Origin of the sequence: Rhodococcus sp. C-2 (assembly GCF_027854095.1) — a bacterium.
GTDB lineage: Bacteria > Actinomycetota > Actinomycetes > Mycobacteriales > Mycobacteriaceae > Rhodococcus_F > Rhodococcus_F qingshengii.
This window is the reverse complement of sequence record NZ_JAQGFI010000011.1, coordinates 1-13,165: the sequence shown is the minus strand read 5'-3', so window position 1 is coordinate 13,165 and position 13,165 is coordinate 1. Positions and strand designations below refer to the sequence as shown.

Here is a 13,165-nt window from a genome sequence, read left to right as displayed (position 1 = left end):
GTATTTCGCTCAGCGCAATTTGATGCTGCCGCCGTCGGCCATCAACGTCTGTCCGGTCATGTACTTGGAATCCTCGCTCGCCAGGAATACCACGACGGGAGCGATGTCGGTTTCGGGATCACCGATGCGTCCGAGGGGCACCTTGGCAACCGATGCGGCTGCGCGCTCGGGGAAGGCTTCCTGCCACTTGACGACGCCTTCGGTGGCGGCGAACGGGCAGACCACGTTGACCCGAATGCCTTCCGGCGCCCACTCGTTGGCGACGACGCGCGTCAGGCCTCGCACAGCTTCCTTGGCCGCAGCGTAGGACGTCTGGGTGGGCATTCCGTCCAAACCTGAACCCGATGCGAAGTTGACGACCGAACCCTTGGTCTTCGCGAGTTCGTCGTGGCACGCCTGCATGAGGTGGACAACGGGGTAGAAACCGGTGTTGAAGGACAGGTCGAACATGTCCTGCGTGGTTTCGAGCAACGGAGCCTGACGGGACGCGTGAGCGTTGTTCACCAGGATGTCGAGCTTGCCGAAAGCCTCGAGTGCGGCGTCACGGATCTGCTCGGCCGAACCGGCGGCAGCAAGGTCGACGTTCAGGAACTTGCCGGAGCCGGCCAGTTCTTGTTCGAGGGCCTGGCCCTGCTCGTCGTTGATGTCGACGAACAGGACCTTCGCGCCTTCACGGGCGAAGACTCGGGTGATAGCGCGACCGATTCCACCGGCGCCGCCGGTGACGATCGCTACCTTGCCGTTCAACCTCATGAAAACGCTCCTCTTCGTAAGTGCTGCTCAAACTGTTGCGGTCTCGTCGACTGCAAGTGCAATCTTTTCGAGGCCGGCGATGCTGTAGGCGGCGTAGGTCTCGTACGGCCCACGGCCGGAGAAGTAAGACGAGAGCTGGCCACCGAGCTCTTCGACGGTGAACGCGGATCCGGCTGCGTCGAAACGGTTCTCGACCTTGGGTGCTTCCATCAACGCCACCATCTTGCCGTAGACGACGAAGACCTGTCCGTTGATCTCGTCGGAATCGGGGGATGCGAGGTAGCTGACCAGGGTCGCGACGCGCTCGGGTGCAAGCGGATCGAGGCCGACGACGCCGGTGTTGTTCTCGCCGAAGGCTTCTGCCGTCATGGCGGTGCGCGCGCGGGGGCAGATCGCGTTGGTGCGGACGCCGTAGCGGGAGAGACCTGCTGCGCTCGAGAGCGTCAGAGCGGTGATGCCGGCCTTGGCTGCCGAGTAGTTGGGCTGTCCGGCGCTGCCGAAGAGGAAGGCCTCGGAAGAGGTGTTGATGATGCGGCCGTAGACCGGTGCGTCGGCTGCCTTGCTGGCTGCGCGCCAGTGGACTGCGGCTGCGTGCGAGGTGGCGGCGTGGCCCTTGAGGTGCACACGGATGACGTCGTCCCAATCGGATTCGGTCAGGTTGAAGATCATCTTGTCGCGCAGGATGCCTGCATTGTTGACGAGGATGTCGAAGGATCCGAAGTTCTTGACAGCCTCTTCGATGATGCGCCCGCCGAGCGACCAGTCGGAGACGTCGCCGGTGATGGCGAGTGCCTGTCCACCTGCGGCCTTGATCTCGTCGACCACGTCGTTGGCCGCTGCACCCATGTCGTTGACGATGACGGCTGCACCGGCAGCCGCGAGTCCGAGTGCTTCGGCGCGACCCAGGCCGGCGCCGGCGCCGGTGACGGCGGCAACTTTGCCTTCCAAGCTCAGTGATTGCGTCATGTCGTGCTCCTTCGATCCGGGCGGTCGGGTACGTCTTGCAGAATTAGTATTCATTCTAATTTGAAGTCGAGAGTTCGGTAGTCGGTTCCGAAAAAATCATTCGAGCGAAATCAGAATTAGTTCTAGTTTTGAACAGAAGTTTGGCCGACTGAGGAGGAGTCTCACTCAGCGGGAGCGGTGATCTGGGTCACGAGCGCTGCATGCCACCTTGGGGCGACGCGGCGATCCCACCGCGTACGCGTTTGCGTCACCACCGATCCGCTCAGGTCTCGGCCGCATTCGTCGGCTCCAGGGTCGGATAGTTCCCACCGAAAACGCAGTACGGTCGGCCCCGAATTCACCGGGCCGGACATCAAGGAAGGCACCAGCAGTGTCACTGAATTTGGCAGATCTGTACGAGGGCATCTCGGATCTGATTCCGGACCGCACGGCGCTCGTGTGCGATGGTCGTCGTCGCACCTACGTCGAGCTGGACGAGGGCTCGAATCGCATCGCCCGCCACCTGGCGAGCGTCGGTGTCGGGCCCGGCGATCACGTTGCTCTGCACATGCGCAACAGCATCGAGTTCGTCGAGAGTTTGCTCGGCTGCCTCAAGATTCGTGCGGTCCCGATCAACGTCAACTATCGCTACGTCGACGCCGAACTGACCTATCTGTACAACGATTCGCAGTCGGTGGCACTGATCGTGGACGAGGAGTTCGTTTCCGTCGTGGAGACGGTTCTCCCGGCCGCGCCCGGCATCAAACACGTCGTTGTCGTCGGCAAGTCCGTGGTCCGCGATATCGAAGGTGTCGACGTCGTTGGATACGCCGACGCTGCCGCGGAGCAGCCCGCTACTCGTGACTTCGCGCCCCGCAGCAACGACGACCTCTTCGTCATCTACACCGGCGGCACGACGGGGATGCCCAAGGGTGTCATGTGGCGTCATGAAGACTTCTACTTCGCGGCGCTCACCGGCGGAAATCCGTTCGGTCCGCCGCATACGACCGCTGAGGCTCTGTTCGCCGCGGTGCCGAACGTTCCCGCGATGAACATGCTCAGTACCGCACCCCTGATGCACGGTGCGGCGTCGTACTCGCTGTTCACCGGATTCTTCATGGGCGCCAACGCAATTCTCATGGCGCGGTTCGACGCGAAGGCGACGCTGCAGCTCGCCGGAAGTGAGAAGGCCGTCTCCATCACCGTCGTCGGAGACGCGATGGCACGTCCGCTCGCAGACGAATTGGCAGCAAACGCAGCAGATTACGACCTCAGCACGGTCGGAATGGTCTCGTCCGGCGGAGCCTTGTTCTCGCTCTCACTGCGGGAGCAGCTCAAGTCGATGCTTCCGAACCTGGTGATCCGCGACGGATTCGGCTCCTCGGAGTCGGGCGTCGACGGCAATCTGGAGATCGGCGAAGACGGCCTGATGCGCATCGCCGCTCGCGACGAGACCCGCGTCGTGGACGAAAGGATGCGGCCGCTGGAGCCGGGATCGCCCGAGACCGGCTACATCGCTCGCAGCGGTCACGTGCCGGTCGGCTACTTCAATGATCCGGTCAAGACCGCGGCTACGTTCCCGGTGATCGACGGGGTGCGGATGTCGGTGCTCGGCGACGTCGGACGCGTGGAAGCCGACGGCTCGATCGTCCTGCTGGGACGTGGTTCTCAGTGCATCAACACCGGCGGGGAGAAGGTGTATCCGGAAGAGGTCGAGCAGGCGCTCAAGAGTCACCCGGCGGTGCTCGACGCTTTGGTCGCGGGAATTCCGGATGCGAAGTTCGGTGAGCGCGTCGCTGCGGTCATCACGACCCGCGAAGGCTTCGACGTCCCGGACGCTGCCGAGATCGGTGAGCATTGCGCGTCGCAGGTCGCTCGGTACAAAGTGCCGCGCACCGTCATGAACGTTCCGTCGATCAGGCGTTCTCCCAGCGGAAAGGCCGACTATCGCTGGGCCAAGGCCACTCTCGCCGAGCAAGTCTCCTAGTCCGGCCGGAGCCGTCCAGCGCGTTTGTGAGGGACGCGTTGGGTGGCTCCGGTGCTCTAGCCTGTCACCGTCAGAACCAGCAGAGCGACGTTGAGTGCAACGATCAAGCCCGCCGCAATCCACGCCGCGACGGTCGTGAGCGGGGCATTGCGAGCGTCGCCCATGAGTTCGGGGTCCGAGGTCATTCGCACCAGTGGGATGATCGCGAAGGGGATGCACAGGCTCAAGACCACTTGGCTGAGCACGAGCGCCAGCGTCGGGTCGACGCCGAGTCCGAGCACGATCAGCGCCGGGACGAGCGTGACGATCCGGCGTGTGATCACCGGAATCCGAATGGCCAGAAGGCCATGCATGATCTCGGCGCCGGCCGCGCATCCCACGGAGGTCGACGCGAGTCCGGAGGCGAGGAGGCCGATCGCGAACACCACGGCTACGCCCGGGCCGAGCGAATTCTCGATCGCGGCATGCGCGCCGTCGATGGTGTCGGTGCCGGGTACTCCGCGCAGCGCCGAAGCGGCCAGCAGCAGCATGCCGATGTTCACGCCACCGGCGATGATCAACGCGACGACGACATCCCAACGGGTGACTTTGAGTAATCGCTGCAACCGTGGGCCGGGTTTGATGTGGCCGTGGCGATCACGTGCCAATGCGGAGTGAAGGTAGATCGCGTGCGGCATGACCGTTGCTCCGAGCATGCTGGCGGCGAGCAGTACGGTCTCGGTTCCTTCGAAGCGGGGGACCAGTCCGGCGACCGCTTCGCTGCCGGAGACGTCGGTGAAGGCGAGCCCGGTCAGGAAGCCGATGGTGATGATGGCCAGCAATCCCATCACCACGAACTCGAAAGTGCGCTGTCCGCGCCGACTTTGGATCGTCAGGATCACCATCGACACGCATCCGGTGATCAGCCCGCCGAGGAAGAGCGGGATGTTGAAGAGCAGGTTGAGTGCGATGGCGCCGCCGATGACTTCGGCGCCGTCGGTCGCGATCGCCATCATCTCGGCCTGGAGCCAGAAGGCGCGGCGGTTGTTCTTACGCAGGCGCTGACCCAGCATTTCGGGCAGGGATCTGCCGGAGACGAGACCGAGTTTCGCGGACAGATACTGCACGAGGACGGCCATCGCGTTGGCGAGTACGAGTACCCAGATGAGGAGGTAGCCGTACTTGGCGCCGGCGGTGAGGTTGGCGGCGACGTTGCCCGGATCGACGTACGCGATTGCCGCGACGAACGCCGGACCGAGCAGGGCGATGGATCTCCCCGTGGGTCGTCGGCGCGGAGTCGTCGGCTCTTGCGTACTGGTGCTCATCGGTCTCCTGGTCACACGTACTCGGACCTGTTGGTTCGAATAAGTGAACTATAGAGTTCGGGGAGCCGAACTTTCAACAGCTGTGCGCGGTTAGCGACCGCAGAGGGTCCCTAACCGCGCACAGGCCGGTTAGGCCGTCACGCCGGCAGCCAGGAGAGCGCGAGCCTCGGGTCGGCCGTCGAGGAGGGCGTTGGTACGCAGTTCGACCTTCCACTCGCCGTCCGTCTTGATCAGTTCCCAGCGGTTCGCGGTGATGCGGAGGACCTTGAATCCCGTCGGGTTCTCGGGGTCTTTGATGACCAACTGCGAATGGCAGGTCGCGACGGCCTTGTTGCCGTCGATGCGGATGTGCGCGGGTGTCATCATGTGGGCCGCGCCGTTCATGATCCAGTTCTGGTGTGAGGCGCTGTGAACCATCGCGCGCAGTTCGCCGCGGCCGTGCATCGCACCGGTATCGACGTCGTAGACGCCGTCCTCGAGCCACAGGTTCGCGACCTCGTCGGCTGATCCGCTGTCGACGGCAGGGCTGTATGTGGTCAGCAGTTCGGTGATCGCGAGCTTGTCCTCGAGCAATTCCACTCGGGCGAGCAGGGATTCGATCAGGGCGGTCGAGTCGGTCATCGGTACGTCCTTTGCATTGGATTGTCGGGGAATCAGGAAGTGGTGAAAGAGAAGCCCTCGGTGAGGGCGATTCGGTGAAGTTCTTCGAGTTGTTCGCAGTAGTGCTCGACGCTTCGAGCGCCGACCGAGCAGCTGGCGATGGTCGCCCCGGCGTCACGGACGCGAGTCAAGGCGCGAAGGGTGGATTCGCGATTGCCGAGAGGATCGAGCGGCGCACCGGCGGGAAGCACCACGTCGAATCCGTCGGGGAGCGTCGTGGCGTCGAGCATTTCCTTCAGTTCGGAGAATCGCAGCCCGAACGGCACCCACCCGTCGCCGTGTGTGGTGGCCCGGCGCAGCGATCTCTTGGTCCGGCCGCCGATCCACAGCGGCACCCGTTTCTGGACGGCGTGGGGTTCGACGACAAATCCGGAGTAGTCGTAGAACTCGCCGTGATACTCCGGAGTCGGCGTCGACAGTGATGCCCGAAGTGCGGCCAAGGCATCGTCAGCGCGCGCTCCTCGGTCGGCAAATGGAGCATTTATGAGATCGAATTCTTGTTTCAGAGTCCCCACCCCGAGGCCGAGTATCAGGCGTCCATTGCTGACGCGATCAAGCGTTCCGTAACGCTTGGCGATCTCGAGGGGGTGGTGGTAGCCCAACACCAGCACCTGGGTCGCCAGCAGGATTCGTGATGTACGCGCGGCGAGAAAACCAAGGGTGGCGAGCGGATCCCAGTAGGTTCCGCCGCGCTCGGCGGCAATCTCCTCGGGGACCGCCACGTGTTCACTGCAGGTCAGATGATGGAAACCGAGTCGATCCGCCGTGGCGGCCACTGTGGCGATCTCGCCGATGTCAGCACTTGCCTCCCACTCCGAGCGCGTGCTCGGGTGCTGAATCAGGACCGGTGTGACGATTCCCAGGTGCATCGGGCGTTTATAGCGTCCCCACTCGCCCGGTGGCAGGTGAATTACCGCTGATCGGGATCGAAAAGATCGATTCACTTTCCAGAAACTGTGACCTGGGTTATAGTCGGTAGAATCAATTCCAGTTTTCGGGAGGCGTCCATGACCATTGTTGACATGAACGACACACTGTCCACCGTCCAGACTGCCGGTGGGCAACCCAAGAAGGATCTGCCGCCGTCGATGGTCGAGCGGATGACACTGATTCTCGACGCCTTCGACGGCCGCGCCGCGCGGCTGACGCTGGAAGAGGTCGCGTGCCGTACTCAGTTGCCGCGCTCCACGGTCCACCGCATTCTCGATCAGCTGGTCAAGCTGGACTGGGTCGATCACGCATCGTTCGGCTACTGCCTCGGGCGTCGCGCGCTCGGCCTCGGTGGTGGCGACGGCGGCCACAGCCAGATCCGCGAAGCCGCTGCACCGCTTCTGCACGAACTGCACCTGCAGACCGGCATGGTCGTTCACCTGTCGGTGCTCGACGGACGCGAGAGCGTCTATCTCGACAAGGTCGGCGGACGATTCGCCGCGGCGCTCCCGTCCCGCGTCGGCGGCAGAGTGCTCGCTCATTCGACGGCTGGTGGCAAGGCGATGCTGGCGTGGATCGACCCCGAGCGCGTCGACGCTCTGTTCGGGTCTTCTCTTCCCCGCTGTACCGAGAACACGATCACCGACGTCGCTGTGCTCCACCAGGAACTGAACCGCATCCGTCAGCGTCGGGGACTGGCCTTCGAACGCGGGGAGTCGGCGCGTGGAGTCGCTTGTGTGGCTTCGGCAATTCGCGGACACGAGGGTCCCGTCGGCAGCATCGCGTTGTGTGGTGACATGCGGACCGCTCAGCTCGAGCGAGTTGCTCCGCTGGTCGTCGACGCGGCTCGCGAGGTCTCACGGACGCTGTACCCCGAACTGGGTGCTCCTCGCCGCGGCCGCAAAACGCCTCCCGTTCCGACCAATACGTTCTCGGCGGAGACGATGGATCGCCTGCTGGCAGCGTCGTCCGACCACTGGATCTGACGTATTTTGATCGACTTGTCTCGCTGATCGGGACGAGTCATAGCAGCTCAGCGGTACTGATGGCACCGTTCGGACCATGACGACTGAACTGAGCTACGAGGGAACTCTGAAGGAACTGCAGACCGATCTCGGTGTGCTCCGGTACCACGAAGCCGGCGACGGCCCGCCGCTCCTGCTGCTGCACGGATCGGGCCCCGGCGTCACCGGTTGGCGTAACTACCGCGGCGTTCTCGCGGACTTCGCGGAGCACTTCCACTGCTACGTTCTCGAGTTTCCCGGATTCGGCGTCAGCGATCCCGGCCCCGACCATCCGATGATGATGGCGCAGGCGTCGGTCGGGATGTTCCTCGACGGCCTCGGCCTCGGCCCGGTCCACATGATCGGTAACTCCATGGGCGGCATCGTCGCCACCAAGGTCGCGATCGACGAGCCGCACCGGGTGAGCAAGCTCGTCACCATCGGCGGCATGGGAAAGAACACCTTCTCGCCGGGGCCCGGTGAAGGCATCAAACTTCTCATGGAGTTCACCGACAACCCCACCCGCGAAGCCCTGGTCCGCTGGTTGCATTCGATGGTCTTCGACCGTGCCGTCGTCACCGAGCAGCTCATCGAAGAGCGTTGGGCCCTGGCCACCGAGCCGACGACGCTCGAGATCGCCCGTCGTATGTACAGCAGCAAGGCCATGGCCGCCATGGGCGCGGCTGCCGCTGCGTCGACCGCCGTGCCGTACTGGGCGCAGCTGAACAAGATCAAGGCGCCGACGCTGTTGACCTGGGGACGCGATGACCGCGTCAGCCCCGTGGACATGGCGATTCTGCCGATGCGCGACATCCCCAACGGCGAAGTTCACATCTTCCCCAACTGCGGACACTGGACGATGATCGAAGCTCGCGACGCCTGGGTCGCGTCCGTTCTGGCATTTCTGACGCGTCCAGAAGGCAAGTAAGGCCCGTGCGCCTTTTTGGTAGCCCCCACTACCAAAAAGGCGCACAGGGGTGCTCCCACTCACCGGGAAGCGTTTCTGCACTTCGGTGGGCTACCTGCCACCGTTTCACCAACAGATTTTCATTCTGCCCAGGCACTCGCCGGGTAGCGAAACCAGAAAGCCGGAAAAATCATGGGTCAGGTTCTGGACAACATCTCACAGTTCGCCGACGAGATCCGCGCCGACGGAGTCGAGGGTGACAAGCTGATGCGCTTGACGGACGGCAGCGCGAAGCGCTTGCGCGACTCCGGCGTCATCCGGATGTTCCAGCCGAAGGAGTTCGGAGGCCTCGAGGCGCATCCGCGTGAATTCGCCGAGACGGCAATGGCTATCGGCGCGATGGACGGTGCCACGGGCTGGGTCAGCGGCATCGTCGGTGTGCATCCGTGGGAGCTTGCGTTCTTCGACCGCAAGGCTCAGGAAGAGGTGTGGGGAACCGATCCCGATACGTGGATGGCGTCGCCGTATGCGCCGATGGGTGTGGCGAGGCCGGTCGAGGGTGGGTACATCCTCAACGGTCGTTGGTCGTTCTCGTCCGGTACCGATCACTGTGACTGGATCATGATCGGCGCGATGGTCGGTGACGAGTCCGGTAAGCCGTTGATGCCGCCGAAGCACCTGCACGTACTGCTGCCGCGCTCCGATTACGACATCGACCAGGACAGCTGGAATGTCGTGGGCCTGCGCGGAACCGGGTCGAAGGACCTGATCGTCAAGGACGCATTCCTGCCCACCTACCGCACGATCGACGCCGGAAAGGTGTACGACGGGACGGCGTGGAAGGAAGCGGGCCGTACGGAGACGTTGTACAAGTTCCCGTTCTCGTGCATTTTCCCGTTGGGGATCACCTCGTCGTTGATCGGTATCGCCGAAGGTGCGTTGGCGTGCAACATGGCGGCGCAGCGTGAGCGTGTGACGGTCAGTGGTGTTCCGATCAAGGAAGATCCGTACGTGCTGTTCGCGATCGGTGAGGCGGCGGCCGAGATCGCTGCTTCTCGGGCTGCGATCTTGGAGACGGTGGATCGTTTCTGGGACATGACCGAGAAGGGGCAGGAAGTTTCGTTCGAGCTTCGTGCGATCGGTCGCCGTACGCAGACTGCTGCCGCGTGGCGTGCGGTGCGTGCGGTGGACGAGATCTTTGCTCGTTCCGGTGGTGGGGCTTTGCAGTTGAGCACGCCGATGCAGCGGTTCTGGCGTGATGCTCATGCCGGTTTGGCACATGCGATTCATGTGCCTGGCTCCATCTTCCATGCGTCGACGCTCTCGCAGCTCGGCGGCGAACCGCAGGGTATCCACCGCTCGATGATCTAGTCCACAAATACTTTCGAAGCAAGGACGGTTAGGCATGACTGAAATTAGGGGCCTGGGGTATCTCAGGATCCAAACGCAGGACGTGGCTCGCTGGCGCGAGCTCGTGGTCGACGGACTCGGCCTCGCGGTCGGTAGTGGCCCGGAAGCCGACGGCCTCTACTTGCGCCTGGACGAGCGTCGTGCGCGACTGATCGTCCTGCCCGGTGAGACGGACAAGGCTCTCGCAGTGGGTTGGGAAGTGCGAGATCAGTTCGCGCTCCAGCGTGTTCGTGAAGCAGTGGAGAAGGCCGGAGTCGAGGTCGAGGTTCTCTCCGAGGTCGACGCCAGCTACCGCGATGCCGAGCAGGTCATCGCATTCGACGATCCCAACGGCAACCGAGTCGAGGTCTTCTTCGGACCGGTACTCGACCACAGCCCGTTGGTCACCCCGCACGGCGGCCGTTTCGTCACCGGCGATCAGGGCCTCGGCCATGTGGTGCTTCCGGTTACGCGTTTCGACGAGGCATACACCTTCTACACCGAGGTGCTCGGATTCCTCCCGCGCGGTTCCATCCGTCTCGGCGGTATCGATGCGCCGCCGCCGGCTCGCCGCGTTCGCTTCATGGGTGTCAACCAGCGCCACCACAGCCTGGCGTTGTGCCCGGCGCCGCCGGTTGACGAGCCCGGTCTCGTGCACCTGATGATGGAAGCCGAGACTCTCGACGCCGTCGGTCAGGCTCTCGATCGTGTTGCCAAGCTCGGCTTCTCGATCTCCTCGACGTTGGGTCGCCACACGAACGACAAGATGGTGTCGTTCTACGTGCGCGCACCGGGTGGATGGGATCTGGAGTTCGGTTGCGAAGGCATGCTTGTCGACGAAGCCTTCTACACCGCTGAGGAAATCACGGCCGACAGCTACTGGGGCCATGACTGGTCCGAGAGTGAACCGCTGGCCGCGTTCACTCCCAAGAGCTAGCTCTTACGCAACGAAAAAGCTCGGTCCCAATGGCATATCGGGGCCGAGCTTTTTCGTGCGATAGATCAGGAAGCTGCTGCGGCCAAACCGGTTTCGAGGTCGGCGAGAATGTCGTCGATCCCTTCGATGCCGACCGCAAGGCGGACGAGCCCCGGGGTGACGCCCGAAGCGAGCTGCTCCTCGGGGGTGAGCTGCGAGTGCGTCGTCGACGCGGGGTGGATGACGAGTGAGCGAACGTCACCGATGTTGGCGACGTGGCTGTGCAACGTCAGTGCGTTGACGAACTTCTTGCCTGCGTCGACTCCACCGGCGAGCTCGAACGCGACGATGGCGCCGGTTCCCTTGGGAGCCAGCTGCTTTCCGCGCTCGTGCCAGGGCGAGGATTCCAGTCCGGCGTACGCGACCGACGTGACCTCGGCGCGGCCCTCGAGGAATTCCGCGACCTTCTGGGCGTTGGACACGTGGCGCTCGATGCGCAGGCTCAGTGTCTCGATACCCTGCGAGATGAGGAAGGCGTTGAACGGTGCGATGGCCGAGCCGAGGTCGCGCAGAAGCTGAACGCGTGCCTTGAGGGCGTAGGCGGGTGCGCCGAGATCGGCGAAGGTGACGCCGTGGTAGCTGGGGTCGGGGGTCGTGAAGTTGGTGTGGCGTCCCTGGGTCCAGTCGAAGGTGCCACCGTCGACGATGACGCCGGCGATCGCGGTGCCGTGTCCGCCAAGGTATTTGGTGGCGGAGTGGACGACGATGTCGGCGCCGTGCTTCAGCGGCTGAATGAGATACGGAGTTGCGACCGTGTTGTCCACGATCAGTGGGATGCCGTGCTCATGGGCGACTGCGCTGATGCCGGGGATGTCGAACACGTCGTTCTTGGGGTTGGAGATGGTTTCGCCGTAGAACGCCTTGGTGTTCGGACGGATTGCCTCACGCCAGTGATCGAGGTTGTCCGGGTCCTCGACGAAGTCGACGGTGATACCGAGCTTGGGCAGCGTGTAGTGGAAGAGGTTGTACGTGCCGCCGTACAGGCGAGGGCTTGAGACGATGTGGTCCCCGGCCTCGGCGAGGTTGAGGATCGCGAAGGATTCGGCGGCCTGACCGGACGCAACCAGCAGAGCCGCGACTCCGCCTTCGAGGGCGGCGATGCGCTGCTCGACGGCGTCCTGCGTCGGGTTCATGATGCGGGTGTAGATGTTGCCCGGCTCGGCGAGGCCGAAGAGCGCCGCCGCATGGTCGGTGTTGTCGAAGACGTAGCTGGTGGTCTGGTAGATCGGAAGCGCCCGAGCGTTGGTGGCGCTGTCCGGGCCCTGTCCGGCGTGGACCTGCTTGGTTTCGAACGACCAATCGGCGGTCGGATCGGTATCGACGGGGGTGTTCTCGCTCATGAATTCATACTCCGTGGTGAAGGTGGGTTGGTGCGGGTCAGGCGGTTTCGACGACTGTATGCACTGGGACGGGATTGCGGGTGAGATCGAGTACGGGGCAGTGTGCGTCGACCGTTTCCTGCAGTTCCAGGTAGCGCTCGCGGGTTTCGGGGCCGGTCAGGGTGACGACCACGCGGACCTCGGAGAATCCCGGACGGACGGCGTCGTCGAAGCCGAAGAATCCACGAACGTCGAGGTCACCTTCGGCTCTGGCCGAGATGTCGTCGAGAGCGATACCGAGTTTGTCCGCCCAGACGCGGTAGGTGACCACCTGGCACGAGAGCAGGGAAGCAAGGTAGTACTCGACAGGATTGGCTGCGGTGTTCTCGCCGCCGAGGGCCGGCGGCTCGTCGACCTCGACGCTGTACTTACCGAGAGAAATAGTGCTGGCAACGGCGTCGTGCGCCTGGGCGGAAGCCTTGAAGACGACGTGCGCTTTGCTCGCGTCTTTGTCGATGGCGTCGGCGTTGGCTGCTACGACGGAACTCAGGTGTGAGATGGAGGCGGTGGTCATGACAGAAATGTCCCCTGATCTGGGTGTACATACGAGTATCGACGTGAGCGGCGCTCACGTCGTAGGTCCGATCAGTAGATCGGACACCCGGATGTACAGACATGCGCAAAGTCGACATGGCGCCGCCGCGTCAGCAGCGTGCCCGTCTCGTATGCGCCGATTCCCGTCACAGGAGAGACTGTAACCGGTTCATACCCTTTCCGACCAGACGTATAGGAAATCTGTCTCGGATTGTGGTCTGTCATGCGGGCGGCAGTCCGCTCCACCGGGGTGTCCGACGAGTGGCGAAAGCGTCGAGTCCTTCGGCGATGTCCGGAGAGCGCAACACTGCGTCCTTGGCGGAGATATTGTCAAGACCTGTGGATGAGGGTGTTTCAGGCGACCTCCGTTTCGCTTGATTCGTCGGGCTCAGCGGGT

The 13,165-nt window shown here is 63.5% G+C and carries 12 protein-coding genes; 5 read left to right on the top strand and 7 right to left on the bottom strand.

Annotated features, from left to right (window positions below; translation table 11 throughout):
• Positions 1 to 9: 9 nt before the first annotated feature.
• Both PCS43_RS22490 and PCS43_RS22485 read right to left on the bottom strand, forming a co-directional pair.
• Positions 10 to 753, bottom strand: a complete 744-nt coding sequence (locus PCS43_RS22490; protein WP_019745385.1) for an SDR family NAD(P)-dependent oxidoreductase — start codon at positions 751 to 753, stop codon at positions 10 to 12.
• Positions 754 to 780: 27 nt separating this feature from the next.
• Positions 781 to 1,719 carry a 3-oxoacyl-ACP reductase gene (locus PCS43_RS22485; RefSeq protein WP_007729451.1) on the bottom strand — a complete coding sequence of 313 codons (939 nt, stop codon included), beginning with the start codon at positions 1,717 to 1,719 and terminating at the stop codon, positions 781 to 783.
• 370 nt (positions 1,720 to 2,089) lie between these two features.
• Here PCS43_RS22485 and PCS43_RS22480 point away from each other — a divergent pair, with 370 nt between their 5' ends.
• On the top strand, positions 2,090 to 3,685 hold the full coding sequence (locus PCS43_RS22480; protein WP_007729448.1) for an acyl-CoA synthetase: 1,596 nt from the start codon (positions 2,090 to 2,092) through the stop codon (positions 3,683 to 3,685).
• 56 nt (positions 3,686 to 3,741) lie between these two features.
• On the opposite strand, the gene PCS43_RS22475 is transcribed toward PCS43_RS22480, so the two are convergent.
• The 3 genes from PCS43_RS22475 to PCS43_RS22465 form a co-directional block, all read right to left on the bottom strand.
• Positions 3,742 to 4,989 (bottom strand): Nramp family divalent metal transporter, encoded by a 1,248-nt coding sequence (locus PCS43_RS22475; protein WP_209909920.1) that lies wholly within the window; start codon positions 4,987 to 4,989, stop codon positions 3,742 to 3,744.
• 129 nt (positions 4,990 to 5,118) lie between these two features.
• A complete protein-coding gene (locus PCS43_RS22470; RefSeq protein ID WP_003939809.1) occupies positions 5,119 to 5,610 on the bottom strand; it encodes a nuclear transport factor 2 family protein in 492 nt (163 codons plus the stop codon).
• A gap of 32 nt (positions 5,611 to 5,642) precedes the next feature.
• Entirely contained in the window at positions 5,643 to 6,518 is an 876-nt protein-coding gene (locus tag PCS43_RS22465; RefSeq protein ID WP_083056640.1) for a TIGR03619 family F420-dependent LLM class oxidoreductase, read from the bottom strand.
• Between the two features lie 138 nt (positions 6,519 to 6,656).
• Between PCS43_RS22465 and PCS43_RS22460 the strand changes: the two genes are divergently transcribed.
• From PCS43_RS22460 to bphC, 4 genes are all read left to right on the top strand, one after another.
• Positions 6,657 to 7,565, top strand: a complete 909-nt coding sequence (locus PCS43_RS22460; protein WP_003940451.1) for an IclR family transcriptional regulator — start codon at positions 6,657 to 6,659, stop codon at positions 7,563 to 7,565.
• 76 nt (positions 7,566 to 7,641) lie between these two features.
• Positions 7,642 to 8,511, top strand: a complete 870-nt coding sequence (locus PCS43_RS22455) for an alpha/beta fold hydrolase (RefSeq protein WP_019745379.1) — start codon at positions 7,642 to 7,644, stop codon at positions 8,509 to 8,511.
• 171 nt (positions 8,512 to 8,682) lie between these two features.
• Positions 8,683 to 9,861: an acyl-CoA dehydrogenase family protein gene (locus PCS43_RS22450; RefSeq protein ID WP_125052032.1), complete on the top strand. Its 1,179-nt coding sequence runs from the start codon at positions 8,683 to 8,685 to the stop codon at positions 9,859 to 9,861.
• 34 nt (positions 9,862 to 9,895) lie between these two features.
• Complete coding sequence (bphC, locus tag PCS43_RS22445; protein ID WP_003940493.1) at positions 9,896 to 10,816, top strand: biphenyl-2,3-diol 1,2-dioxygenase; 921 nt, start codon at positions 9,896 to 9,898, stop codon at positions 10,814 to 10,816.
• A gap of 65 nt (positions 10,817 to 10,881) precedes the next feature.
• Here the strand turns inward: bphC and PCS43_RS22440 are convergent, their stop codons facing one another.
• Together PCS43_RS22440 and PCS43_RS22435 are read right to left on the bottom strand one after the other, a co-directional pair.
• A complete protein-coding gene (locus tag PCS43_RS22440) occupies positions 10,882 to 12,195 on the bottom strand; it encodes a bifunctional o-acetylhomoserine/o-acetylserine sulfhydrylase (protein WP_003939848.1) in 1,314 nt (437 codons plus the stop codon).
• 37 nt (positions 12,196 to 12,232) lie between these two features.
• Positions 12,233 to 12,748 carry an OsmC family protein gene (locus PCS43_RS22435; RefSeq protein ID WP_007732784.1) on the bottom strand — a complete coding sequence of 172 codons (516 nt, stop codon included), beginning with the start codon at positions 12,746 to 12,748 and terminating at the stop codon, positions 12,233 to 12,235.
• Positions 12,749 to 13,165: the final 417 nt, after the last annotated feature.

Bases quoted from the DNA above. Each gene is read 5' to 3' on its own strand.
- PCS43_RS22490 (WP_019745385.1), bottom strand. From the start codon at position 753: ATGAGGTTGAACGGCAAGGTAGCGATCGTCACCGGCGGCGCCGGTGGA.
- PCS43_RS22485 (WP_007729451.1), bottom strand. From the start codon at position 1,719: ATGACGCAATCACTGAGCTTGGAAGGCAAAGTTGCCGCCGTCACCGGC.
- PCS43_RS22475 (WP_209909920.1), bottom strand. From the start codon at position 4,989: ATGAGCACCAGTACGCAAGAGCCGACGACTCCGCGCCGACGACCCACG.
- PCS43_RS22470 (WP_003939809.1), bottom strand. From the start codon at position 5,610: ATGACCGACTCGACCGCCCTGATCGAATCCCTGCTCGCCCGAGTGGAA.
- PCS43_RS22465 (WP_083056640.1), bottom strand. From the start codon at position 6,518: ATGCACCTGGGAATCGTCACACCGGTCCTGATTCAGCACCCGAGCACG.
- PCS43_RS22460 (WP_003940451.1), top strand. From the start codon at position 6,657: ATGACCATTGTTGACATGAACGACACACTGTCCACCGTCCAGACTGCC.
- PCS43_RS22455 (WP_019745379.1), top strand. From the start codon at position 7,642: ATGACGACTGAACTGAGCTACGAGGGAACTCTGAAGGAACTGCAGACC.
- PCS43_RS22450 (WP_125052032.1), top strand. From the start codon at position 8,683: ATGGGTCAGGTTCTGGACAACATCTCACAGTTCGCCGACGAGATCCGC.
- bphC (WP_003940493.1), top strand. From the start codon at position 9,896: ATGACTGAAATTAGGGGCCTGGGGTATCTCAGGATCCAAACGCAGGAC.
- PCS43_RS22440 (WP_003939848.1), bottom strand. From the start codon at position 12,195: ATGAGCGAGAACACCCCCGTCGATACCGATCCGACCGCCGATTGGTCG.
- PCS43_RS22435 (WP_007732784.1), bottom strand. From the start codon at position 12,748: ATGACCACCGCCTCCATCTCACACCTGAGTTCCGTCGTAGCAGCCAAC.